This window comes from Erwinia sp. STN24 (genome assembly GCF_041320675.1).
GTDB lineage: Bacteria > Pseudomonadota > Gammaproteobacteria > Enterobacterales > Enterobacteriaceae > Erwinia > Erwinia aeris.
Genome location: NZ_JBGGPM010000001.1, coordinates 1,021,157 through 1,046,322 on the forward strand (window position 1 = coordinate 1,021,157; position 25,166 = coordinate 1,046,322).

The 25,166-nt window shown below is 54.9% G+C and carries 20 protein-coding genes, 1 tRNA gene and 1 pseudogene; 12 read left to right on the forward strand and 10 right to left on the reverse strand.

Features of this window, described 5'->3' with window-relative positions; genetic code table 11:
• The first annotated feature begins 371 nt into the window (after positions 1 to 371).
• From sapA to ACA373_RS04790, 6 genes are all read left to right on the forward strand, one after another.
• Positions 372 to 1,994 (forward strand): ABC transporter substrate-binding protein SapA, encoded by a 1,623-nt coding sequence (sapA, locus tag ACA373_RS04765; RefSeq protein WP_301251662.1) that lies wholly within the window; start codon positions 372 to 374, stop codon positions 1,992 to 1,994.
• Positions 1,991 to 2,956, forward strand: a complete 966-nt coding sequence (gene sapB, locus ACA373_RS04770) for a putrescine export ABC transporter permease SapB (RefSeq protein WP_125287685.1) — start codon at positions 1,991 to 1,993, stop codon at positions 2,954 to 2,956. The genes sapA and sapB overlap by 4 nt, the downstream gene beginning before the upstream one ends.
• Positions 2,943 to 3,833: a putrescine export ABC transporter permease SapC gene (sapC, locus tag ACA373_RS04775; protein WP_253453884.1), complete on the forward strand. Its 891-nt coding sequence runs from the start codon at positions 2,943 to 2,945 to the stop codon at positions 3,831 to 3,833. The genes sapB and sapC overlap by 14 nt, the downstream gene beginning before the upstream one ends.
• Positions 3,833 to 4,825 carry a putrescine export ABC transporter ATP-binding protein SapD gene (gene sapD, locus ACA373_RS04780; protein WP_253453882.1) on the forward strand — a complete coding sequence of 331 codons (993 nt, stop codon included), beginning with the start codon at positions 3,833 to 3,835 and terminating at the stop codon, positions 4,823 to 4,825. The genes sapC and sapD overlap by 1 nt, the downstream gene beginning before the upstream one ends.
• Complete coding sequence (gene sapF, locus ACA373_RS04785) at positions 4,825 to 5,631, forward strand: putrescine export ABC transporter ATP-binding protein SapF (RefSeq protein ID WP_253453880.1); 807 nt, start codon at positions 4,825 to 4,827, stop codon at positions 5,629 to 5,631. The genes sapD and sapF overlap by 1 nt, the downstream gene beginning before the upstream one ends.
• A gap of 190 nt (positions 5,632 to 5,821) precedes the next feature.
• Positions 5,822 to 6,958, forward strand: coding sequence for a CMD domain-containing protein (locus tag ACA373_RS04790; RefSeq protein WP_370734086.1), 1,137 nt, complete (start codon positions 5,822 to 5,824; stop codon positions 6,956 to 6,958).
• Positions 6,959 to 6,970: 12 nt separating this feature from the next.
• Here the strand turns inward: ACA373_RS04790 and ACA373_RS04795 are convergent, their stop codons facing one another.
• Entirely contained in the window at positions 6,971 to 7,870 is a 900-nt protein-coding gene (locus ACA373_RS04795) for a LysR family transcriptional regulator (protein WP_253453876.1), read from the reverse strand.
• Between the two features lie 746 nt (positions 7,871 to 8,616).
• Between ACA373_RS04795 and ACA373_RS04800 the strand changes: the two genes are divergently transcribed.
• Positions 8,617 to 8,802, forward strand: coding sequence for a YkvA family protein (locus ACA373_RS04800; protein ID WP_301729719.1), 186 nt, complete (start codon positions 8,617 to 8,619; stop codon positions 8,800 to 8,802).
• Between the two features lie 138 nt (positions 8,803 to 8,940).
• Here ACA373_RS04800 and ACA373_RS04805 read toward each other — a convergent pair whose 3' ends face one another.
• The 8 genes and pseudogenes from ACA373_RS04805 to ACA373_RS04840 all read right to left on the reverse strand — a co-directional run bounded on the left by ACA373_RS04805 (position 8,941) and on the right by ACA373_RS04840 (position 15,603).
• The gene (locus tag ACA373_RS04805; RefSeq protein WP_370734087.1) at positions 8,941 to 10,587 is read right to left on the reverse strand and encodes a methyl-accepting chemotaxis protein; all 1,647 of its coding nucleotides are present in this window, start codon (positions 10,585 to 10,587) and stop codon (positions 8,941 to 8,943) included.
• Between the two features lie 434 nt (positions 10,588 to 11,021).
• On the reverse strand, positions 11,022 to 11,183 hold the full coding sequence (locus ACA373_RS04810; RefSeq protein ID WP_370734088.1) for a YnfU family zinc-binding protein: 162 nt from the start codon (positions 11,181 to 11,183) through the stop codon (positions 11,022 to 11,024).
• 132 nt (positions 11,184 to 11,315) lie between these two features.
• Positions 11,316 to 11,699, reverse strand: coding sequence for a hypothetical protein (locus tag ACA373_RS04815; RefSeq protein ID WP_253453872.1), 384 nt, complete (start codon positions 11,697 to 11,699; stop codon positions 11,316 to 11,318).
• 201 nt (positions 11,700 to 11,900) lie between these two features.
• Positions 11,901 to 11,976: transfer RNA gene (locus tag ACA373_RS04820), tRNA-OTHER, on the reverse strand.
• A 1,012-nt stretch (positions 11,977 to 12,988) separates the two neighbouring features.
• Positions 12,989 to 13,291, reverse strand: coding sequence for a hypothetical protein (locus tag ACA373_RS04825; RefSeq protein ID WP_370734089.1), 303 nt, complete (start codon positions 13,289 to 13,291; stop codon positions 12,989 to 12,991).
• Positions 13,292 to 13,645: 354 nt separating this feature from the next.
• Positions 13,646 to 13,762 (reverse strand): annotated as a pseudogene (locus tag ACA373_RS04830) (DJ-1/PfpI family protein); the annotation flags it as partial.
• Positions 13,763 to 14,152: 390 nt separating this feature from the next.
• Entirely contained in the window at positions 14,153 to 14,317 is a 165-nt protein-coding gene (locus ACA373_RS04835; protein WP_301251651.1) for a general stress protein, read from the reverse strand.
• A 377-nt stretch (positions 14,318 to 14,694) separates the two neighbouring features.
• Positions 14,695 to 15,603: a LysR family transcriptional regulator gene (locus ACA373_RS04840; protein WP_370734090.1), complete on the reverse strand. Its 909-nt coding sequence runs from the start codon at positions 15,601 to 15,603 to the stop codon at positions 14,695 to 14,697.
• Positions 15,604 to 15,741: 138 nt separating this feature from the next.
• Here ACA373_RS04840 and ACA373_RS04845 point away from each other — a divergent pair, with 138 nt between their 5' ends.
• On the forward strand, positions 15,742 to 16,251 hold the full coding sequence (locus ACA373_RS04845; protein ID WP_253453863.1) for an SRPBCC domain-containing protein: 510 nt from the start codon (positions 15,742 to 15,744) through the stop codon (positions 16,249 to 16,251).
• A gap of 45 nt (positions 16,252 to 16,296) precedes the next feature.
• Here ACA373_RS04845 and ACA373_RS04850 read toward each other — a convergent pair whose 3' ends face one another.
• Entirely contained in the window at positions 16,297 to 17,844 is a 1,548-nt protein-coding gene (locus ACA373_RS04850; RefSeq protein WP_369894825.1) for a PTS transporter subunit EIIC, read from the reverse strand.
• A gap of 285 nt (positions 17,845 to 18,129) precedes the next feature.
• Between ACA373_RS04850 and ACA373_RS04855 the strand changes: the two genes are divergently transcribed.
• The 4 genes from ACA373_RS04855 to ACA373_RS04870 all read left to right on the forward strand — a co-directional run bounded on the left by ACA373_RS04855 (position 18,130) and on the right by ACA373_RS04870 (position 25,137).
• Positions 18,130 to 20,436, forward strand: coding sequence for an FdhF/YdeP family oxidoreductase (locus tag ACA373_RS04855; RefSeq protein ID WP_253453861.1), 2,307 nt, complete (start codon positions 18,130 to 18,132; stop codon positions 20,434 to 20,436).
• Positions 20,437 to 20,680: 244 nt separating this feature from the next.
• A complete protein-coding gene (locus tag ACA373_RS04860) occupies positions 20,681 to 22,615 on the forward strand; it encodes an exoribonuclease II (protein WP_370734091.1) in 1,935 nt (644 codons plus the stop codon).
• A gap of 172 nt (positions 22,616 to 22,787) precedes the next feature.
• Positions 22,788 to 24,854: a carbon starvation CstA family protein gene (locus tag ACA373_RS04865; protein WP_370734093.1), complete on the forward strand. Its 2,067-nt coding sequence runs from the start codon at positions 22,788 to 22,790 to the stop codon at positions 24,852 to 24,854.
• On the forward strand, positions 24,847 to 25,137 hold the full coding sequence (locus ACA373_RS04870; protein WP_253453855.1) for a YbdD/YjiX family protein: 291 nt from the start codon (positions 24,847 to 24,849) through the stop codon (positions 25,135 to 25,137). The genes ACA373_RS04865 and ACA373_RS04870 overlap by 8 nt, the downstream gene beginning before the upstream one ends.
• Positions 25,138 to 25,166 lie beyond the last annotated feature (29 nt).

Here is a 25,166-nt window from a genome sequence, read left to right on the forward strand (position 1 = left end):
AAGCCCGCGCAGGGCGGGCTAAAAATACTGGAAGCAATGTGAGCAATGTCGTGCCCTTCTCCGGTAGAGCCACCGTTGAAGCGCAGAAGAATAATAATCATTCTCATACATAGCTGTAAAGTATTTATTGAGAATAATTCTCATTACCACACTAAGATCGGGCGTATTTCGCCGACCTGCCCTTGCTTGCGGCCAGAAAACGCCTGGCGTTTTGACCAACGCTTCGCGACCTTTTATCAATAACAAAGGGGCATCAACCCCAAAGCACACAACGGCCCGCGTATGAAAAAACGTCAGTTGTCCCCGCAAACTTTGGGGGAGCACCAAGAGTGCGGTACACTGTGAGGATTGCCTGATATTTCAGATGACCTATGCGCAAACTACTCTGCACTTTTCTTGTCGGCCTTAGCCTGTTCAGCGCTATGGTTGCCGCCGCTCCGCCGGAAGACATCCGCCAGAGCGGCTTTGTCTATTGCGTGAACGGCGCGGCGACCACCTTTAATCCGCAGCTGGTCAGCGGCGGGCTGGTGGTTGATACGCTGGCTGCGCAGCTTTACGATCGCCTGCTGGATGTCGACCCCTACACCTATCGTCTGATCCCGGAACTGGCGGCAAGCTGGGAGACGCTGGATAACGGCGCGACCTACCGCTTTCATCTGCGGCACAACGTGCCTTTTCAGAAAACGGCATGGTTCACCCCTGGCCGACCTATGAACGCGGACGACGTGGTGTTCAGCTTTCAGCGTATTTTCGACCGCAAATCCGCCTGGCATGGCGTTAACGGCGGCAGTTATCCCTATTTCGACAGCCTGCAGTTCGCCGACAGCGTCGCCAGCGTGAAAAAGCTGAGCAGCGACACGGTCGAGATCCGGCTGAACGCGCCGGACGCTTCCTTTTTGTGGCACCTGGCTACCCACTATGCGCCGGTGCTTTCGGCGGAATATGCCGCGCAGTTGAGTAAAGTCGATCGGCAGGAGCAGCTGGATCGCCAGCCTGTCGGCACCGGGCCGTTTAAGCTTAGCGAATACCGCACCGGCCAGTATATCCGCCTCGCCCGCCATGCTAATTACTGGAAAGGCATGCCGCGCATGCCGATGGTGGTGATTGATATGGGCGCGGGCGGCACCGGACGCCTTTCCAAACTCCTGACCGGCGAATGCGACGTGCTGGCCTATCCTGCCGCCAGCCAGATTTCAGTGCTGCGCGACGATCCGCGCCTGCGGCTGACGCTGCGGCCCGGTATGAATATCGCCTATCTGGCGTTTAACACGCGCAAAGCGCCGCTGGATCGCGCCGAGGTGCGTCAGGCGCTGGCGCTGGCAATTAATAATGAGCGGCTGATGGAGTCCGTTTACTACGGCACGGCGGAAACGGCGGCTTCTATTTTGCCACGTGCTTCCTGGGCTTATGATAACAACGCGCGCGTCACCGAATACAATCCGCAAAAATCACGTGAGATGCTCAAGGCGCTGGGCGTGGAAGATCTCCAGCTGACGCTGTGGGTACCGGCCACCTCGCAGGCCTGGAACCCCAGCCCGTTGAAAACCGCCGAGCTGATCCAGGCCGATCTGGCGCAGGTTGGCGTTACGGTCAAAATTGTGCCCGTTGAGGGACGCTTTCAGGAAGCGCGCCTGATGGAGATGAATCACGATCTGACGCTAACGGGCTGGGCTACCGACAGTAACGATCCCGACAGCTTTTTCCGCCCGCTGTTAAGCTGCGCCGCTATCGGCTCGCAGACCAATTTTGCGCACTGGTGCGACGCCGCTTTTGACGAGACGCTACAAAAAGCACTGCTCTCGCAACAGCTGGCGTCGCGCATCGAGTACTACGGCAAGGCGCAGGCTATGCTGGCGCAGTCGCTGCCGGTGCTGCCGCTGGCCTATTCGCTGCGGCTTCAGGCCTATCGCCATGATATTCACGGCCTGGTGCTCAGCCCGTTCGGCAATGCCTCTTTTGCCGGCGTTTATCGCGACCCAAGGACGAAGCCATGATTATCTATACGCTGAGAAGGCTGGTGCTGTGGCTGGTGACGCTGTTTCTGCTGACGGTGGTCGGTTTCAGCCTGAGTTACTTTACGCCCCACGCGCCGCTACAGGGCGCTTCGTTTAGTGATGCAATCCTGTTCTGGTATCAGGGGCTGATGCAGTTTGACTTCGGCGTATCCAGCATTAACGGCGAGCCGGTTTCCCTGCAGCTGTTAGAAGTCTTCCCCGCTACGCTTGAGCTGTGCATTCTTGCTTTCGTACTGGCGATGGCCGTTGGCATCCCGTTCGGCATTGCCGCCGGCGTGATGCGCAACCGCTGGCAGGATAAAGCGATCAGCGCGCTGGCGCTGCTGGGCTTTTCAATGCCCGTGTTTTGGCTGGCGCTGCTGCTGACGCTGTTTTTCTCGCTGGATCTGGGCTGGCTGCCGGTTTCTGGCCGCGTCGATCTGCTTTATCCCATGAAAAACATCACCGGTTTTGCGCTGATTGACGCCTGGCTGAGCGATTCGCCCTGGCGGCACGAGATGTTGAAAAGCGTGCTGCTGCACCTGATATTGCCGGTAACAGCGCTGGCCGTAGCGCCTACTACGGAAGTGGTGCGTCTGCTGCGTATCAGCACGCGCGAAGTGATGGAGCAAAACTATATTAAAGCCGCCGCCACTCGCGGTCTTTCACGACTGACCATTATCCGCCGTCACGTGCTGCATAATGCGCTGCCGCCGGTTGTGCCTCGCCTGGGACTGCAATTTTCTACCATGCTGACGCTGGCGATGATCACTGAAGTGGTGTTCAGCTGGCCAGGTCTGGGACGCTGGCTGGTGGACGCCATCAGGCAGCAGGACTACGCGGCGATTTCCGCAGGCGTAATGATGGTTGGCGGTCTGGTGATTACCGTCAATGTGCTGGCCGATATTCTGGGCGCGCTGACAACGCCGCTGAAGCATAAGGAATGGTATGCCCTCCGATAACATTTACGCCGAAAAACGGCTGCCCAGCACTTTCCGCACCACGTGGCGGCTGTTTTATCATGACACCACCGCGATGGTCGGTTTCTACCTGTTTATCGCGCTGCTGCTGCTGTGCCTGTTTGGCCGCCTGCTTGCGCCTTACGGGCTGGCGCAGCAGTTTTTAGGTTATCAGCTGCTGCCGCCCTCGTGGTCGCGCTACGGCGATGTTTCATTTTTTCTCGGCACGGACGATTTGGGCCGCGATCTGCTGAGCCGCCTGCTGAGCGGCGCGGCGCCAACGGTAGGCTCGGCTATCGCCATTACCGTACTGGCCTCGCTTTGCGCCATGGTGCTGGGCGTTTTTGCCGGGCTGACCAGAGGATTGCGTTCGGCGGTGATGAACCACATTCTGGATACCTTTCTTTCCATTCCTTCGCTGCTGCTGGCGATCATCGTGGTGGCGTTTTTCGGCCCAGGTTTAAGTCATGCCTGGCTGGCGGTATTCCTGGCGATAATCCCTCGTCTGGTGCGCTCGGTCTATACTGCCGTGCACGACGAACTGGAAAAGGAGTATGTCACCGCCGCCCGTCTGGATGGTGCCTCCAGCATGAATATTCTTCGCTATGCAATTTTCCCCAATATCCTGGCGCTGCTGGTTTCGGAATTTACCCGCGCGCTGTCGATGGCTATCCTGGATATCGCCGCGCTGGGCTTTCTGGATCTGGGCGCGCAGTTGCCTTCTCCCGAATGGGGAGCCATGCTTGGTGATGCGCTGGAGCTGATTTACGTCGCACCCTGGACGGTGATGCTGCCCGGCGCGGCGATAATGCTCAGCGTGCTGATTGTCAATTTGCTGGGCGACGGTATTCGTCGCGCCATCGTTGCGGGAGTTGAATAATGCCGCTGCTCGATATTCGTAATCTGACCATTGAGTTTATGACCGCCGATGGCCCGGTCAAGGCGGTCGATCGCGTCAGTATTACGCTGACCGAAGGGGAAGTTCGCGGCCTGGTGGGCGAATCCGGCTCTGGCAAAAGCCTGATCGCCAAAGCGATCTGCGGCGTGACCAAAGATAACTGGCGGGTTACTGCCGACCGTATGCGCTTTGACGATATCGACCTGCTTAAGCTGTCGCCGCGCGAAAGGCGTAAACTTGTTGGTCATAACGTGTCGATGATTTTTCAGGAGCCGCAGTCCTGCCTCGATCCTTCTGAAAGCGTGGGTAAACAGCTAAAACAGGCTATTCCCCGCTGGACGTGGAAAGGCCGCTGGTACCAGCGTTTCGGCTGGCGGCATCGTCGCGCTATCGAGCTACTGCACCGCGTGGGCATCAAAGATCATAAAGATATTATGCGCAGTTTTCCCTATGAGCTGACCGAAGGCGAATGCCAGAAAGTGATGATCGCCATTGCGCTGGCCAACCAGCCGCGCCTGCTGATTGCCGATGAACCCACTAACGCGATGGAACCGACGACGCAGGCGCAGATTTTCCGTCTGCTTTCCCGGCTTAATCAGAACAACAACACCACGATTTTGCTGATCAGCCACGATTTGCAGATGCTGAGCCACTGGGCGAACCGCATCAACGTAATGTACTGTGGCCAGACGGTGGAAACCGCCACCAGCGAAGATTTGATCGTGCAGCCGCACCATCCTTATACGCAGGCGCTGATCAGGGCGATGCCAGATTTTGGGCGCTCGCTGCCGCATAAAAGCCGTCTGAACACGCTACCCGGCGCTATTCCTTCGCTGGAGCACCTGCCCATTGGCTGTCGTTTGGGGCCGCGCTGTCCCTACGCGCAGAAAAAATGTATCGAAACGCCCCGCCTGGCGGGCGGAAAATCGCACCTGTTCGCCTGTCATTTCCCGCTGAATATGGAGAGTCAGTAATGGTTGAAACGCTGCTGGAGGTGCGCAACCTCAGTAAAACCTACCGTTACCGAACCGGCCTGTTTCGGCGTCAGCATGTTGAGGCGGTCAAAGAGGTCAGCTTTACGCTACGTGAAAGACAGACGCTGGCGATCATCGGCGAAAACGGCTCCGGCAAGTCGACGCTGGCGAAAATGCTCAGCGGCATGATTGAGCCGAGCGCGGGCGAAATCCTGATTGACGATCGGCCGCTGCAATATGGCGATTACGGCTACCGCAGCCAGCGTATCCGTATGATCTTTCAGGATCCGTCCACTTCGCTGAATCCACGCCAGCGCATCGGCCAGATCCTGGATTTCCCGCTGCGTCTGAATACCGATCTGACCGCCGAAGCGCGGGAAAAGCGCATTATCGCCACCCTGCGCCAGGTCGGTTTGCTGCGCGATCACGCCGCTTATTATCCTCATATGCTGGCGCCGGGACAGAAGCAGCGCGTCGGTCTTGCCCGCGCGTTGATCCTGCAACCTAAGGTCATTGTCGCCGACGAGGCGCTGGCCTCGCTGGATATGTCTATGCGCTCGCAGCTGGTGAATCTGATGCTGGAACTACAGGACAAGCACGGCATCGCCTATATCTATGTGACGCAGCATCTGGGCATGATGAAGCATATCAGCGATCAGGTAATCGTCATGCATCACGGCGAAGTGGTAGAGCGCGGCAGCACCGCAGATGTCCTCGCCTGCCCGCTGCACGATCTGACGAAAAGACTGATTACCAGCCACTTTGGCGAAGCGCTGACGGCGGACGCCTGGCGTAAAGATCGTTAGTCCGGCTCTTTTAAACGCCCGTTCTGCCAGGAATGGGCGAATTTCCAGCCGGTTCCGCTGCTTCTTTCACCATTATGCTTTTCCGCTATTTATTAGCACCGATCGGTCTTTGCCGGTTATTCCGCTTGCGCGAGGATAGGCTTGCCCTCCGGTCCGTACTCAGGGCCAGCCAACTTGAAAAGGAATGACTATGGAACAGCGTCGGCTTAAAAGCCATAGCCACTGGTATCACGAAACTCAGGCCACGCTCGCCAGCCGGGCAGAGCCTCTGGTGCCCGAGGCCGCTGATATTGAAGACCGTTTTTTGCTGGGACTGGCCGCGCTTTGTGAAGGCGGGCTGCGGCAGACGCTACAGGAAGCGCAGCCGGCGCTGCTGGCTTCCAGGGATCTCTACTCGCTGCTGTTTCCTTCGTCGCTGACCGCCTCGCTGACGCATACGCTGACGTTATACGATCGTCTCAGCACCGCACTTACCGTGGCGCAGGTTACCGGCGTTCAGCGCCTGTGTAACCATTACGCCGCACGCCTCAACCCGCTAAGCGGGCCGGACTCTTCACGTGAGAGCAACCGTCGCCTGACGCAAATTACCGAATATGCCCGCCAGCTGGCGATGCAGCCGACGCTGATTGACGAGGCAGCATTGCAGCGGCTGGATGAGGCAGGCCTGACCGCGCCGGATATCATCACCTTTAGCCAGATTATCGGTTTTGTCTGTTATCAGGCGCGAGTGGCGGCTGGCGTGCATGCCCTGCTCGCCCTGCCGGTTCGCTGGATCCCTGGCGTAACCGTTCCGCCAGATGCGGACGAATGCGGCTTTACCGACCAGCATAGCTGGCAGCCCCGGCTGACGCCCGTTGAGCTGCGTTACGCCACGCACAGCCAGCTGGAAGCGCTGACCTTCTGCCAGCCTCAGCAGGCATTAAGCCGCAGCGCCTGGCTGCTGGCGCACGACGGAGATGCCCTGTACGGCTGGGGTCAGCTGATTAAGGTACTGGAAGAGCAAACGACGACGCCGGAAGGCCAGCTTGCCGCCGCAGTAGCCGCACGGATCAACGGCAGTGCAGCCTGCTTTAACCGGTACGCGCCGGAAGCGCTGCGTAGCGCGTTAAAAACAGGCATTGATGACGCGATCGGAAGCGCCAGCGCCGTCGATCGGGCAGTGATACAGACCGCCGCGCAGCTGACCCGCTCGCCGGAGCGCTTCAGCGCCGCGCATTTACAGCCGCTGAAAGAGGCGGGTTTTTCGCTGCAGAGAATGATGAACGTGATTTTCAGTACGGCGCTGGCAGGCTGGAATAACCGGCTGATGCAGTCGCTGGGGAGTTAGCGTTCGTCGCGGCTAACGTTCGCTAAGCCAGCGGCGTACCTCGTCAAAAAAGTGCTGGGACAGCGGCGTCGCTCTGCCCGGCTCGGCAATAACCACTGCGGCCTGGCGGCTCATCGGCGCAATGGCCAGCGGGCGCGACTGCAATTCCGGCGTCATGGCCGGCAGCAGATGGCCGCGAGGCGAAATCAGGCAGCCCAGCCCTACCTGAACGCCCTGCGCCAGTTGAAACACGGAGGTGGTTTCCAGTATCACCCGCAGATGGATATCGGCTTCCCGAAAGTGGGTATCCAGATAGCGTCGGAAATAGCGCGTCTGCTCCGCCAGACACAGCGGGATCTCTTTTAGTTCGTTCAGGCTCAGCGGCGCTTCGCCCACCAGCTGCGGAAAATGTTCGGGATGGAAAACCACTTCCACGCCGTTGTCCGCCAGCGGTTCGGCCTGGAAATGCAGCTCGCGCAGCGTGACCAGCTCAAAAAAGCCAATGCCGACGTCCACCGTATAGCTGTTCAATGCGTCAAGCAGCTGATCGGCGCTGAGCACCGAGACGCGATAGTTAAGCTGCGGATAACGTTCCTGGATGCCTTTCAGCACCAGCGGCAGCGAGATGCTGCACTGCGGCACCACGCCAATACGTAGCGTGCCCGCAACGCCATGTTTTAACGATTCGACTTCCAGCTTGAGGCCCTGATAGACGGAGACGATTTCCCGCGCCCACGTCAGCACCCTTTCGCCTTCTGGCGTAAAGCCGTCAAAGTTATTGCTGCGGTTGATCAGCGATAGCCCCAGCTCGCGCTCCAGGTTTTTCAGACGCATCGACAGCGTCGGCTGGCTGACGAAGCTCGCCTCCGCCGCACGGCCAAAATGGCGCTCGCGCTCAAGGTTACACAGGTAAATAAGTTGTTTTATATCCATTTTTCTTATTTTTCAGAAGGTTATGTCAGACAGGCTTTATTGACTGGTAAGCAGGCATCCGGGCGCAAAATCAGCCCGGTCGACAGGCATTGCTGACTAAAGAAGATCTTCAGCCAGCGCGCCTGAGATGTCAATTTAAAGAGCCCTAAAGGCTAATGTCGTGCTGCTGAACGTCAATAATGGCTGTTGTCCGCGCTCATTCAGCAAAAGCATTTGTATGCAAGGTTCTCTGATAAAATCCGTCGGAACAAATTTCAGGCTCAGGTACGTGCCTCCAGCCATTTTATAACATTGGGATTAATTTAGTGTGCCGGGTCAACCGGCTCTGATTATTTGCCTGCATCCCTTACAGGCTTTTTTTACCTTCAGGCCAGATAGCTCGTTAATAATGGATTTTTATTATTGCAGCCCGACAATTGCGGCATTTTTTTTGGTGCGTAATAAAGTTGCCCGGCATCTCTTTACTGAAATGGTTAACGGTAGCTTTAGTTTTACGACAGAAGCCGTACATAAATACCGGGCCGCTCACAAAGAGATAAAGCCCTGAAGAGATATGCCGATGAACAACAGGGTTTAATTTCAGGAGAAAGAGATGGAAAACAAGTTCACCACCGCTAAAGATTTTAACGATGACGGCTTTTGGTAAAAATTGTTAAGTACGTTAAAAAAGCGGGGCATGAAGTCATTGAAAAAGCGCTTTGGTTCTATTTTTCTGCGCAGAGACCAGACACGCCAATTTGGGCAAAATGACGATTTACGCTGCGCTTGCTTATTTCGTTTTGCCGATTGATGCTGTCCCTGATGCTTTGCCCGTTGTTGGCTTTACGGATGACCCTGGTGTCCCGGCTGGGGCGCTGGCTGCTGTGTCGATGTATATCAACGAAGATGTAAAAAACCAGGCTACAGAAAAAATGGCAGACTGGTTCGACTAAACGTTATTGCTGATGACCGGTGACGATATCAGCCCAACGAGCGCGCCCGAAAGGGCTATCGGCGCTGCATTGGCTGTGGATCAAGAGCGTGGAAAATGACTTTAACGCCAAAGCCCCCATTACTGGGGGCGAACCACATTAAAAACTTTCCCAATCCCCGGCTGATACAGCGGCCGCCTTCGCGGGCGTACGGCTCACGGATGGCTTAACAAAGGTCTCGGTTTTTTTGTACATCCGCGTATCTGAAGTTAACTTAAAGGCAGACACCAGTTGGCTGAGCGTCTCCGCCTGATCCTGTAGCGATCGGGACGCGGACGAGGCTTCCTCGACCAGCGCAGCATTTTGTTGCGTCACTTCGTCCATCTGCCCGATAGCCAAATGAACCTGCTCAATACCGCGGCTTTGTTCCGCTGCCGAAGTAGCAATCTCATTGACAATAGTCGCGACCTGGTTGATTGAGCTGGTCACTTTTGCTGAGTTTTCACCCACGCTGGCCGCCTGCAGCGCCCCGCTTTCGACGTGCATAACAGAGGCGTTGATCAGATCTTTAATCTCTTTTGCCGCAGAGGAAGAACGCTGCGCAAGATTACGCACTTCGCTTGCCACCACTGCAAAGCCTCTGCCATGCTCGCCAGCTCTTGCCGCCTCAACGGCAGCGTTCAGCGCCAGAATATTGGTCTGGAATGAAATCCCCTCGATCAGCCCCGTTATTTCGGAAATTTTTCCGGAGCTGGTGCGGATATCTTCCATCGTATTCAACATATTCCTCACGGACTGACCGTTTTCTGTCGACAGCTTATTAGCGCTATCGGCCAGCGTGCTCGCCTCGCTGGCACTGAAGGAGTTATTTTTTACCGTTTCACTCAGTGCAGCCATACTCGAAGAGGTCTCTTCAAGCGAAGCCGCCTGCTGCTCGGTACGAGAAGACAAATCTTCATTACCTGCGGCAATTTGTGAAGATCCTGAGCTTACGGATAACGATGCGCTATTAACAGCCGTTAACGTCTCTGAAAACTTAGTCAGTAATTTATTAAACGCTGAAGCGGTTTTTCCTATTTCATCAGCGTGGCTGTCGTCAGCCTGGCGAGTAAGGTCTAACGTGTTGCTGACTTCCAGCATTGTCTCTTCTATATTCAGAAGGCTTCTTCTGATATTCAGAATGGTTTTTATGGCAAAAAAGCTGAGCAGCACAATCACCAAAAGAACCGCAGTTGACATCATCCAGATTGTTTTTGAATAGATTTCTTTATTGATTTTTTTTAGCTCATTGCCAATCTGGATATTAAGTTCAATCTGCTTATTCAAATCTGATGCTAATTTTCTGCCTGCAGCACCTATACCTGATTCACCCTGAAGCAAGGCCAGCGTTACGCTCTCATTTTGCGCGCGGGAAGCGTTAAGGAACGCCGGTAAGTCAGCCCGTACTGCGTCGATGTCACGGTAGATCTGCTCTGTCATACTACGATCTTCAGCACTGGAGATATCATTAGCCATGTAGTAATCAGTCAGCTTTTTCAATTCATCCAGCGTGTCGTCGATATGGCGTTCAGCGGCAGGCAGCTTTGTATCATCGGTAAGCGCCTGGTGCTTGTATAAGGCCAGGCCCAAACCGCTGGAAGCACTAATGGATTTGTTAAGATCCTTAATGCTGGGGATAGCATTATTCTGCACATATTCGAAGCGGGATTGAAAACCCGATATAATTGAGAACGATACCGCTGCCAGCGTGCATAAAGCCAGCGCCAACAGGGTAAACGTCAGGAACAAACGCTGCGTAATATTCATACCTACCTCAAACCTGATAATTTAATAAGCCCTAAGAAGACCTTTTGTCCCCAGGGTAGGGTTATCGGTATGCCATTGAAAAAAATTAGCCCTTGTATCAAGTTTAAATTTTTTTTCGTGCAGGGCAATACAACCTATTATTAATATTGATTTTATTACTTAAGTTACATTTGTTCACGTAATACTGACGTGCAAAGGATCCGTATTGTGCTATCGGCTTTTTATCGTTTTGGTCACCCGGCCCTTTTAATCTTCAGCCTGTAAGCCAAAACTCACTGTATGTGTTAATTAATTTAGCAAGTTATGTTTCATGTTTTAAGGATAAATCATCTGGACGCCCCTGTTTCTGGCGCCGTAACAGCCATTCCTGGCGCGGTCAGTATTAAACACGCCGATAAAAACCGCCCGGAGGCGGCTTAGCTTTTCAGCACTATTTAACCGTGAATAACAAAAAGGGATTTGCAATGTGGGCAGAGCAATGCCTGCTCTCGAGAAATTTTTGCAACTGAATGCTTAGAGTTTTTTCCGCATATAGGGCATTTGGCGTCAGCGTTTATTCTGGCGATACGGTCCATCATCTGAGCGAAAAAGGACATGGTATTTGGCCTTGTGAGAAGTGAGCCTGATTATACCATCCCTGCGCAAATTTTACTCAACTAACCTGCATTTTCGATCTGGATTAGGCTGCCGCACTTTAACGCCTGGCTTTCTCTGTGGGGAAACCTTGATCATTTGACTGTCTCAATAGTTGAACCGTGCGAATTCATCACGTAGACCTTGTCTCCCGGATAGATGTATTGATACAGCGTTCCATCCGCTTCTTTAAGGCCAGGCATTTTCACGCTATCCACCTCGCTGATAAGCACAGCTACAGCGTCCCCGACCAGTACGCCATCCCTTTCACTGATCATAATGGCCTCTTGCTGTAAGACTTTGCTTTTCTCTTCATTTTCATAGATAGCAGGCATTACCTCAGCAAAATCGGGATTGGGATGCTCTTTGGTCAGCGTCAGAACATAGCCGAAGGTTTCCGAACCGCGTCTTGCAATAGTGATATTGTTCACCTCACAGATATGCGTCACACCCCCGATGATACTTTTAACGGTCAGCATAGTGTTCTCCTTCTTCCGGACGTAAAAAAGCCCCGCGTTGGCGAGGCTCAGGTTGTTTGCGCACCTTATTCCAATAACGGACAGACAACGCTCAAAACGTTATCTCTTACGCTGATCCCCCTATAATACCCTTTATATAAAAAGGTTAATAAAGCGCAGGCGTAAAAAAAGGCCACCCAGGGTGACCTTCAGAACAAGTACTGGACCGCCGTCAGGGATTCGAACCCCAAACCTTCAGCTCCGTGGCTGATGCTCTCTCCAGGTGAGCTAACGGCGGTTTAATCCTGATGCCGGTTACGTTCCGGTAACCTGATGCCGGTTACGTTCCGGTAACCTGATGCCGGTTACGTTCCGGTAACCTGATGCCAGTTGCGTTCCGGTAACCTGATTCCGGTTACGTTCCGGTAAAATCGTTAGCGCAGCTTGTTCACCCGTCTCCCTGAGGAGAAGCATGGTTGATACGTCCCTCGCGCAGGAGCATGTTCTGGTAGTGTAGTACACCGCAGACAGAAAAAAGGCCCTGCCTGAGCAGAGCCTGAAATTTGGTGCGCCTGTTTATCATCACTGATTAAGGGTCAGTCCGTCGGTCGGGCGGCGCATTGGCGACTACCTGATTAAGCATAGTTATGGTTCAGCAAATAGCAAATTAAGAGCCGATGGCCAGGCGCTGTGGTTCAGGCGAGATGACCAACCGCCGTGCCGGTAACAGCTGTTTAAAGTGGCCTGATGGCGGCACTTATGCTGCTAAACCTCTCTCCATACTTTGGCTCGCACGGCGGTATTGGCAGCATTTCAGGGTAAACATCCCTTAATAAGATTCGTCTCAGAACAAAATTTAACCACCGGGATGTGATTCGGATCACTTTATGGTCTGCGTATTACTTTAGGGTGGTGAGGCAAAACAGAGTTAACTTCGTTTTTTTGCCCGCGGCTCCCTGCGGGCTTTTTTTATATAAATAATCCTGAATAACGCCTTACCTGTCCGTGTCAGCACAGAGATGAGCATGATATAGCTGCTATTTTTACCAAAAGCGCGCACGGTTCAGGTTTAATAAGTGCTGATAAAAGCGCTAATATTTTCTATAGAGAGGTTACACTGAAAGCGAGCCAGAAAGCAGATAGTTAATTTAAAGCGAAGACAGATATTATAATAACCGTATTCAGTGGCACGAGGCCTTAACTATCTGTGTGCCATAAGATGGTTTCAGAATACAAGGTTTTTAGTGCCACTGTAAAATATAGAAAAGCTCATTAATTTCACCGCCTTTGTCTTTATTCCTTCACGGCGGCTAAGCCTTTAAAATTGATACCGGCACTGATATCCAGCTGCCTATTGAAGCGTGAACCACGGCGCGGTACACCGCCTCCGGTAAGGTTTTGCCCACGGAGGGCGCTCTTTCGTCCAGATAAGCGATAAACATCTGTTTATGGCCGCCGCTGCTCAGGAATATATTCAGATTGCTTATCAGATATCCAGCCTTGTCCCACGTCGTAGCCGCGCCTTTCGGCCAGGCGCCGCCTATAGCTTTAAGCACGGCCCATTCCAGGGCTTTGCCTTCCAGTTCGTCGGTTTGAATGGTTTCAGTCTGCATTATATTCCCCGTAAGCCTGCCTTGCCTGGCAGAAAAGCGTTAGCTGCTAAATTGTTGCCAGTTATTCCATACTTCGGTAACGAATGCACCCTGATAATGCTTTTGTCGCTTATATTCAGAATAGGACCATGTGTGTTTCGCCATCTTTTAATATTAACAACCCTCAGGCGAAACAGATTATTCTTATTTATAGACGCTTCCAGACTTATATTTATAACTCGGTGCCCAATATTAGTTTACATGCCAACACGATAAGGTTTATGTGACAACGTAACGATAGCGCCTGTTTCAGTTACTTCCCGCAGGCAGGATCGCCATGCCGCGATCGAAGACGACCGGTTTCCGTGTCTTTCAGATGAGATGCACCTGCGCGCCAGGCGCACGGGCAAAAACTTCAAAAGGGCCGGTAAGATCGAGCTGGGTTAAATCGGGGTAAAGCAAAAGGCCAATGGCAAGGGTTTGGGCAGACATGCTTTTCTCCTGAAAAAATGAAGTCCGTTTTTCGCATATTCACAGACAGGCGGCAAGCGTAAAAAAGCCGTCTTATACGGCGCACGCCCTTTCTCGCGATCTGAATTTTCTCCACCTGTTCCAAAAGAAGAATATAAACGAAGCGGCAAATCTGGAACCATGCAGATATAAAATTATCGGCAAAAGCGAAAATGAAGCTCCCACTTCTGAATAAGTTGTAGAAATTAATAATAATGCATAAAAAAACCCGCCACCCCTGAAACAGAGGGATGCGGGTTTTAGCCGGTTACGGGACAACCTTAAATTACTTTCTTCGGCCAACTTAATCAATCGGCTAATAGTTGAGCCAATTTAAACGGCCCGATACTACCTGTGGTCATCCCATACTACTTAGCTGCGGTGGCTGTTCTGCCCACCTTTTTTACCGGCTTCGGAGGCCTTATCACGGTCGTTTTTGAAAGAACCGCTGCTGCTCTGGCCGCCTTTCTTACCTGCTTCTGATGCTTTTTCACGATCCTCGGCGAAGTTGCCGGAATTTCCACGATGCTGAGTCATAATAGCTTCCTCTTCGTGTATTCAATTTCTCACCGGATAATATAGCTCGGCTACTGCTGTTTTTACCGAACGCCGGTGAACGTCGTGCATGAATAACTATAGCAACCTCTCATCAGCCTGCAAGAAAAAACCTTTATTTAATGGCGGATCGCCTGTTTCATTTTATATTCAACAGGCTTTCTCATACGCACCCTGAAAAAGCCAGCCAAATCAGTAAAATATATAGACGCGAAAAATATGACATAATTTTTCAGGATTATTAATAATGTTTTAAAATAACAGTTAATAAACCACAGCAGGCTTAAGCCTTTATCTCTGTAATGAAATATACCCATTGCAATAGCAAGACGGCAGAAGGGCCGTCTGTCCCTGTCTGATTACGGCTCATCGCTGAACAGAGCGGTAAACAAGGCTCGCAGCCAGCGGTGCCCGGCGTCACGATGCGTGCGGTCGTGCCACGCCAGGATTTTGGTAAAGCCGGGAATGACCAGCGGCGGCGCCTGTATCGCCATTTTCTCGACGCCCACGGTCAGTCGATAAGGCGTTACCGCAATCAGATCGCTGAGCTGCAAAATTTCCGGCAGCATCAGAAAGCTGTTGATCGCCATGACCACCCTTCTTTCGCGTCCCAACGCCGCTAAAGCGCGATCGGTCACGCCGGAAAATCTGTCCCCGGTAAAAGAAACCAGAACCTGGTCAAGCTGGCAGAAACGGTCCAACGTCAGCGGCCGGGGGCCGGCATCAGGATGATCTTTGCGCATCATGCAGACATAGCGTTCATCAAAAAGGTGGCGGGCGTGCAGCTCCTGCGGCGTGGTTTCAGGCGTGACCAGGGCGAAATCGATTTCGCCCCGCGCCAGCTGATCTGCGAGCTGGCCGGCCTCAACCGGCACCACAGCCACGCGAATGCCCGGTGCCTGTCGACGCAGCGCGGTCACAAACGGCACGATAACCGCTTTTAAAGCATAATCCGTGGCGGCGACGGTGATCGTCATCTCTGCGCTGGCCGGGTTAAACACTTTTCTTTGTAATAACGCTTCCGTTTCGCTGAGGATCCTTTTCACCGGCGCAGCCAGCTCCAGCGCGCGTGGCGTGGGCACTATCCCTCTTTGCGTTCGGCTGAACAGCGGATCGTCAAAACAGTCGCGCAGCCGCGTCAGCATTCCGCTGACGGCTGGCTGAGTAAGCGACAGCCTGGCTGCCGCACGCGTAACGCTGCGTTCATCCAACAATGCATCCAGGGTTTTCAACAGATTCAAATCCATTGTGCGGATATCCGTTTTCATCTCGCTTCGCTTCCCCTTTAGATATCATTCTTCATGATATCAGTAATAACAAACCCTGATTAGCCTTATATCAGCACTCTCCGCATACTCGCTTTACCAACAGCGACTGGCGCTGTGCTCTGTTTTTATGGGTGACTAATGAACGCTATTATCTGGCCTGAAGGCTATATTCCGGGTTTTTGTGATAACTTCGCCTCGAACGAGGTTATTGTGGCAGGTCTGTCCACGGCGGAAGTCTGGCCGCTGTTGAATACCCCAGCGCTGTGGCCAACCTATTATGAAAATGTTGCTGATATTCGTTTCTGTCACGGTAAAGGTCCGCAGCTGGCGCAGGAGGTGCGTTTCTACTTCACGACTTTTGGTTTTCCTGTCGAGGCGCAGGTAACTGAATGCGTAGCGCCATCCACCGGCGAACCGGCGCGCGTGGCGTGGCATGGCTGGTCCGGCGAAGGCGAAACGCGGCTGGATGTGCATCATGCCTGGCTGCTGGAAGATTTGGCCGGCGGACGCGTACGTATCCTGACCCAGGAAACCCAGAACGGCCATCCGGCTAAAGCACTGGCGAAAACCACGCCAAACCCGATGATTAACGGCCATCAGGCATGGCTGGATGGCCTGGTCGCCGCCGCCCTCGCCCGGAAAGCCTGACACGGCGAACGTTCTGTAAATGCGGCCTGCCAGGGACGGCAGCAGTCAGGCCACGCCCAGGGCAGCTTTCACCTCGCTGGCGATTTTTTCAACCTGCGGCCCGTAAATGACCTGGATATCGTGGTCGCTGACGCGGTTGATGCCGTTGGCGCCCGTGGTCATCAGCGTTTGATCGACGACCTCTTTCATCTCTTTTACCCGCACCCGCAGTCGGGTAAAGCAGCAATCGACGTCCTCTATATTGCCTTCGCCGCCCAGTCCGCTAATGATCACCCGAATACGCTGATCGGCCGCGACCGTTTTGCTTTCCGGCTCCGTCTCTTCCGCTTCCCTGCCCGGCGTTTCTACCCGCATACGCAGGATAACAAAGCGAAAACCGTAGTAGTAAACCGGCACGTAGATGGCGCCAAGCACCAGCGTCCACCACCATTGAGTTTTGCTGCCGCCAAGAATACCAAACACCACGAGATCGATAGCGCCGCCCTGAATATTGCCGATCATCAGGTGCAGCATCGACATCAGCATAAAAGACAGGCCGCTAAGGAGCGCGTGCAGCAGATAAAGAATGGGCGAAACAAAGATAAAGCAGAATTCCAGCGGCTCGGTGATGCCGGTCGTAAACGAAGTGAGCGCGCCCGCCAGCATCAGCGCTTTGACCCGCTGCTTGTGCTCCGGCCTCGCACAGTGATAGATCGCCAGCGCGGCCGCCGGCAGGCCAAACATCATCACCGGGATTTTTCCCTGCGCCAGGAACTGCGTGGCGTTTCTGATAATGTCATCCGGTACGGAGCCGGGATGGGTCAGCGCGGTATTAAAGATATTCAGCGCGCCCACGATGGTCTGATTATCCACGGTAGCGACGCCACCAATAGGCGTGAAGCGCACCGTTTCGTTAAGGATATGATGCAGGCCGGTAGGGATAAGCAGGCGTTCGCTGGTGCCATATAAGAAAGCCCCATACTGCCCGCTTTTGCCGATTAGCTCGCCAACCCAGGCGATACCGGCGCCGATAGTGGGCCAGATCGCCGCCAGCAGCACGCCCACCAGCGGCAGCACCAGCACGGTCACGATCGGCACAAAACGTCGCCCGCCGAAGAAGCTGATAGCGGTAGGCAGCTGCGTGGTATAGAAGCGGTTATGAATGGTCGCGGTCAGCAAACCGGCAATAACGCCGCCCAGCACGCTCATGTTATAGGTAAAGATACCCAGCATCGGGATATATTCCGCCGAGGTCATCATGGCGGCCGTTTGCTCCATGCCTTTCGCCTGCAGCGCTTCCGGCGTGGTCGTAGCCGCCGTCAATCCCTGCGCCGCAAGCGTGGCGCTGACGCCGACATGCATGGCGATAAAGCCGATAACGGCAGCAAAGGCGGCGGTCGGCTTTTCCGCTTTCGCCAGGCCAATCGCGCTGGCAACGGCAAAAAAGAGCGGCAGATTGGCAAACAGCGCGCCCGCCACCTTGCGGATAAAGCCAATAATCAGCTGTGGAACGTGCAGGCTGGCAAACGCATCGCCGGTTATCGCCGGGTTTTGCAGCGCGGCCGCCACGCCCAGAAAGATACCGGCGGCGGCGATAACGGAGATCGGCATCATCAGCGCTTTGCCGAAAGCATGAATTTTACTGGCAAATTCTTTCACAGGCCCCTCGTCTTTCCGGCTGAAAGCCTGAGTATGATCCAGCGCAAGACGGGACGCGGAGAAATGCATATGCTTCCGTATGATTCTTTGATATGTCTCACGCTTTAGCGATAAACCCCACCTATCGCATGATTAAAGCAATCAATTAGACAATTTTGTTAAGAAGTCACAGACTGTGCCGATAAAAGAAGTAATAACTTCTTAACAAGACAAAAACATTGTAACCACCTGCGAAGCACTATGAAATTTAAAACTGCAATAAAACCCTACCAGGCGGCGGCGGGCGGCTGGGGATCACTGGAAGCGACAACCCGTTTCGTTTTTGACAGCAAACAAGTTCTGAAAAATATGCGCAACCTGATGCGCATGAACAAAGCCAAAGGCTTTGACTGTCCCGGCTGCGCCTGGGGCGACGATAACAAAAGCACCTTCAGCTTTTGTGAAAACGGCGCCAAGGCCGTGACCTGGGAAGCGACGCGCCGCTTTATCGACGCCAGCTTCTTTGCTCAACACAGCGTTTCCGCCCTCTATAAGCAGAGCGACTACTTCCTGGAATATCAGGGTCGCCTGACCGAGCCGCTACGCTACAATCGTGAAACCGACCATTACGAGCCCATCAGCTGGGACGACGCGTTTGCCCTCATCGCCCGCCATATCAAGGCGATGGACAATCCTGACCAGATGGAGCTTTACACCTCTGGCCGCGCCAGCAACGAAGCCTCCTGGCTTTATCAGCTGTTTGGCCGTATGAACGGCAGCAATAACTTCCCGGACTGCTCAAATATGTGCCACGAGGCCAGCGGCACCGGCCTGAAGCGCAGCATCGGCGTGGGCAAAGGCACTATTCGCCTGGATGATTTCGATCATGCGGACGCTATTTTTGTTTTCGGCCAGAACCCCGGCACCAACCACCCGCGTATGCTGCACAGCCTGCGTCACGCCGCCGATCACGGTGCAAAAATCGTGACCTTCAACACGCTGCGCGAACGTGGCCTGGAGCGCTTTGCGGATCCGCAGAAGCCGCTGGAAGTGGTAACCAGTAAAGCGGGCACCATCAGCTCTACCTATTATCAGCCGAACCTCGGCGGTGATATGGCAGCGGTGCGCGGCATGGTGAAAGCGCTGGCGGAAACGCATTATGCCCGTCTGGCTGCTGGCGAACCTGGCCTGTTTGATGAAGTCTTTATCAATGCCAAAACCGAAGGCATGGAAGCTTACCTGGCTGCCGTCGAGGCGACGGAATGGTCGCATATCGTTCAGCAGTCCGGCCTGACCGAACAGCAGATCCGTGAAGCGGCCGCTATCTACCAGAGCGCCGAGCGCGTGATCTGTACCTGGGCGATGGGCATCACGCAGCACAAGCATTCTGTGGATACGGTGCGCGAGATCGTTAACCTGCAGCTGCTGTTTGGCCAGCTGGGCAAAAAAGGCGCAGGCCTTTGCCCGGTTCGCGGCCACAGCAACGTGCAGGGCAACCGCACCATGGGCATTGACGAGAAGCCTTCTCAGGCCTTCCTCGACAGCCTGGGCAAACACTTTGGCTTTGAGCCACCGCGCGAAATCGGTCACAACACGGTTGAAGCGCTGGAAGCGATGCTGCGTGACGAGATCAAAGTGCTGATCGCGCTGGGCGGCAACCTGGCCGCCGCCGCGCCGGACAGCCCGCGCACCGAAGAGGCGCTGCGTCGCTGCGGCCTGACCGTGCAGATCAGCACCAAGCTGAACCGCAGCCACCTGTGTCCTGGTGCCGTTGACGCGCTGATCCTGCCGACGCTGGGGCGTACCGAGCAGGATATCCAGGCGACCGGCCCGCAGTTTATCACCGTGGAAGACTCCTTCAGCATGGTTCACGCCTCTGAAGGCGTGGGCAAGCCTATCGCCGAGACGCAGCGTTCCGAAACGGCGATCGTTGCCGGTATCGCGCACGCCGTGCTGGGTTCGGAAAAAGTGGACTGGCTGGGCCTGGCAGCGGATTACAATCTGATCCGCGACCATATCGCCGCTACCATTCCGGGCTTTACGGATTTCAACGCTAAGTGCGATATCAAGGGCGGTTTCTATCTGGGCAACGCCGCGGCAGAGTTCCGTTTCAATACGCTGAACAATAAAGCGCAGTTCAGCGCCGCCAGCCTGCCGGACTCGCTGTTCCCGCAGCTGGATGTGGAAGTGCCGTTTACGCTGCAAACGCTGCGCTCGCACGACCAGTACAACACCACGATTTACGGCCTTGATGACCGCTACCGTGGCGTGTATGGCCAGCGCGAAGTGTTGTTTATCCATCCGGAAGATATGGCGCGTCTGGGCTTTGCGGCGGGCGACAAGGTGGATATCGAAACGCTGTGGAACGACGGGATCACCCGTAAAGTCAGTGAGTTCAAGCTGGTGCCTTACAACATTCCAAAAGGCAACCTGGCGGCCTACTATCCGGAAACCAACCCGCTGGTGCCGCTTTCCAGCTTTGGCGACGGCAGCGGCACGCCAACGTCTAAATCGGTGCCGGTGAAAATCACCCTGTCCGAAGTGAAGCCAGGCTTGCGTATCGCCTGAGTCACAATGCGCTAACACCAGGCCGGGATTTTCCCGGCTTTTTTATTTCTTACGGCTGGCGACAGGCATTCGCGGCTGGAAAATTCTTCCGCCCTTTTGCCGCCGCCAGCCCGTGCCAAAAAAAGCGCGACAATTCAGCGCACAGCCTCGCAAAGCCCGCGATTTTCCGGGCTTTTTACTTGCCGCGGGGCGGTTAATCGCGTAAAACTGTCTGCCGCTCTTAGGCCACGAAAACGTTGAGATTATGTTCCAGGATAACCCGCTGCTCGCGCAGCTCAAAGAGAAACTCCACTCCCAGACGCCGCGTGTTGAAGGGGTGGTAAAAGGCACCGAAAAAGGCTTCGGCTTTCTGGAAGTTGATGCCCAGAAAAGCTATTTCATTCCGCCGCCGTTCATGAAAAAAGTGATGCACGGTGACCGCATTGTTGCCGTGCTGCAAACCGATAAGGATCGTGAAGTCGCCGATCCGGAAAAACTTGTTGAGCCTTTCCTGACGCGTTTTGTCGGCCGCGTGCAGAAGAAAGACGATCGCCTTTCTATCGTGCCCGATCATCCACTGCTCAAAGACGCTATTCAGTGCCGTCCCGACCGCAACCTGAATCATGAATTCCAGGCTGGCGACTGGGCCGTGGCCGAGATGAAGCGCCATCCGCTGAAAGGCGATCGCACTTTCTACGCCGAGCTGACCGCTTTTATCACCACCGCTGACGACCATCTGGCGCCGTGGTGGGTGACGCTTTCCCGCCACAATCTGGAGCGCGAAGCGCCGGAAGCCGTGGCTGGCGAGATGCTTGACGAGCAGCTTGAGCGCGAAGATCTGACCGCGATGGATTTTGTTACCATCGACAGCGCCAGCACGGAAGATATGGACGATGCGCTGTACGTAGAAGCATTACCGGAAGGCCAGCTGCGCCTGACTATCGCTATCGCCGATCCGACCGCTTACGTGGCGGCGAACAGCGAGCTGGATGCTATTGCCGCCGAGCGCGCGTTCACCAACTACCTGCCGGGCTTTAACATTCCGATGCTGCCGCGCCAGCTTTCCGATGACGTCTGCTCGCTGCGTCCCAACGAGCGCCGTCCGGTGCTTGCCTGCCGCGTAACGGTAGCGGCCGACGGCACGCTGGGCGAAGATATCCACTTCTTCGCGGCCTGGATTGAATCCAAAGCCAAGCTGGTTTACGACCAGGTTTCCGACTGGCTGGAAAACAGCGGCGACTGGCAGCCGGAAAACGACGCGATCGCTACCCAGATCCGTCTGCTGCACAAGCTGTGCCTGGCGCGCGGCGAGTGGCGTAAAACCCACGCGCTGGTGTTTAAAGATCGCCCTGACTTCCGCTTCCTGCTGGGCGAAAAAGGCGAAGTGCTGGATATCGTTGCTGAACATCGCCGCATCGCTAACCGCATCGTGGAAGAAGCGATGATCACCGCCAACATCTGCGCTGCCACCGTGCTGCGCGAGAAGCTGGGCTTCGGGATCTACAACATTCACCTCGGTTTTGACCTGGTGAACGCCGAGCAGGCCGCCAGCGTGCTGGAAAACCACGGCGTGAAGGTCGATCCGCAGGCTATCGCCACGCTGGAAGGTTTCCGCGTGCTGCGTCGCGAACTGGACGCGCAGCCGACCCAGTTCCTGGACAGCCGCATCCGTCGTTTCCAGTCGTTCGCCGAAATCGGCATCGAGCCTGGTCCGCACTTCGGGCTGGGACTGGAAGCCTATGCGACCTGGACGTCGCCTATTCGTAAGTACGGCGATATGATCAACCATCGCCTGCTGAAAGCGATGATCAAAGGCGAAGCGGCTTCCCGTCCGCAGGATGAGATTACCGTGAAGATGAGCGAGCGCCGCCGCCTGAACCGTATGGCAGAGCGTGACGTGGGCGACTGGCTCTATTCCCGTTTCCTGCAGAAAGCGGCGGGCACCGACGAGCGCTTTGCGGCGGAGATTATCGATGTGTCTCGCGGCGGCATGCGCGTGCGCCTGACCGCTAACGGCGCCGTTGCCTTTATCCCTGCGCCGTTTATTCACGCGGTACGTGATGAGATGGTATGCAGCCAGGAAAGCGGCACGGTGCAGATCAAAGGCGAAGTGGTTTATCGCGTGACCGATCTGATCGAAGTGACCATCGCAGAAGTGCGGATGGAAACCCGTAGCATCGTGGCTCGTCCGGCAGCCTGATGCTCTGTCAGGCGGGACGCCCTGTCCCGCCTGCTTCTGTCGCCCTTGCTCTCTGAGGTCGCGCGGAGAAAAAAACCTCTTGCCTCACACTTCTTATTCCCCCTGCTTTCACTAACAAAATATCAACATTACTTTAGCGTTATCTCGCTGGGAGATAACAAGGAGTATTGTGATGATCAAGGTAAAATCGGCCATTGTCTGGGCCGGCGTGGCGATAGTCGGCGCGATCGCCTTCGCCATGCTGGCGCTCAGCCGCGGTGAACAGGTTAACGCGCTCTGGCTGGTGGTGGCCGCCGTGGCCTGCTACAGCATCGCATGGCGGTTCTACAGCCGCTTTATCGCCAAAAACGTGTTCGAACTGGACGACCGTCGGCTCACTCCCGCCGAAAGGCTCAACGACGGGCTGGACTACGTGCCCACCAATAAATGGGTACTATTCGGCCACCATTTTGCCGCTATCGCCGGCGCCGGCCCGCTGGTCGGCCCGATTCTGGCGGCGCAAATGGGCTTTTTGCCCGGCACGCTGTGGATCCTGATCGGCGTAATGCTTGCGGGTGCGGTACAGGATTTCCTGATCCTGTTTATCTCCACCCGCCGCGACGGCCGCTCGCTGGGCGAAATGGCGAAACAGGAGCTGGGCGCGTTCGCGGGCGTTGTAACCATGCTGGGCGCGCTGGGCGTAATGATCATTATTCTTTCCGCGCTGGCGCTGGTGGTGGTCAAAGCGCTGGCCAACAGCCCCTGGGGATTGTTTACTATCGCGGCCACCATCCCTATTGCCCTGTTTATGGGGATTTATATGCGCTTTCTGCGTCCGGGAAAAATCGCAGAAGTATCGCTGATTGGTTTTGTGCTGATGATGGCGGCAATTATCTACGGCGGCAACATCGCGCAACACGAGTTTTGGGGGCCGTTTTTTACCCTCAAAGGCACTACGCTGACCTGGGTGTTAGTTATTTACGGTTTTGTCGCTTCCGTGCTGCCGGTGTGGCTGCTGCTGGCGCCGCGCGATTACCTTTCCACCTTCCTGAAAATCGGCGTGATTGTTGGTCTGGCTATCGGCATTTTGTTTGCCATGCCGGAGATGAAAATGCCCGCCGTGACGCGTTTTATTGACGGCAGCGGCCCGGTGTTCGCCGGCAGCCTGTTTCCTTTCCTGTTTATCACTATCGCCTGCGGCGCTATCTCCGGCTTTCACGCGCTGGTCTCCAGCGGCACCACGCCCAAGCTGATTGAACGTGAGAGCCATATCCGCATGATTGGCTACGGCGCGATGCTGATGGAATCGTTTGTCGCGATTATGGCGCTGATCTGCGCTTCGGTCATTGAGCCTGGCGTCTATTTCGCCATGAACTCGCCTGCCGCACTAATCGGCACTACGGTAGAATCCGCCTCGCAGGCTATTAACGGCTGGGGCTTTGTGGTGACGCCGGAAATGCTGAGCGGCATCGCCAGAGATGTTGGCGAAGGCACTATCCTTTCTCGTGCCGGCGGCGCGCCTACTTTTGCCGTAGGCATGGCGCATATCATTACCGAAGTGTTTAACAGCCGCGCCATGATGGCGTTCTGGTATCACTTTGCCATTCTGTTTGAGGCGCTGTTTATTCTGACCGCCGTGGATGCGGGCACCCGCGCCTGCCGGTTTATGGTGCAGGATCTGGTGGGCACCGTGGTGCCGTCGCTGGCGAACAACCGTTCCTGGCTGGGCAATATGGCGGGCACCACCGTGGCGGTAGCGGGCTGGGGGTTCTTTGTCTATCAGGGCGTGGTCGATCCGCTTGGCGGCATCAACACGCTGTGGCCGCTGTTCGGCATCGGTAATCAGATGCTGGCCTCAATGGCGCTGATCCTCGGCACCGTTGTCCTGTTTAAGATGAAAAAACAGCGTTACGCCTGGGTGACCATCCTGCCGACGGCGTGGCTTTTTATCACCTCAATGTATGCAGGCTGGCAGAAGATTTTCCACGAAAAACCGGCCATTGGCTTTCTTGCTCAGGCCAGAAAGTTTTCTAAAGGCATTGAGGACGGCGTGATTATCGCACCAGCCAAAACTGTAGCAGATATGCAGACTATCGTGTTCAGCAATCAGATCAACGCCGCACTCTGCGCCTTTTTTATGCTGGTTGCCGTTACCATGCTTATCGCGGCTTTTTTCGTCATTCGTCGCGCATTAAACAGTCAAAGTCCGACGGTGCACGAAGCCGATATTACCCTGCGAAGCGAGGCGCGTCATGGCTAGAGCGATTTTTTCCCGACCTGCAAGAAACCGGCTTCAGGTGATCCGCTGTCGACCTTTAGCCACAACGGTATTAAAAGAATCACTAACGTTACGTTTGTTAATGTCGCGGCTGGCGCAGTGTTTTCGCCTGATGGTTGGCGTTCAGGACTATCAAACCTACCTGCGACATATGCAGCAGCATCATCCCGCTAATAAGGCCATGACGGAGAAAGAGTTTCACCGCTACTGCCTGGAAGCCCGCTTTCCTTCCGTGGCGGGAAAAGTTGGAAAATGTCCCTGCTGATCTCCGCCCCGATCGCGCGGTCGGGGCTT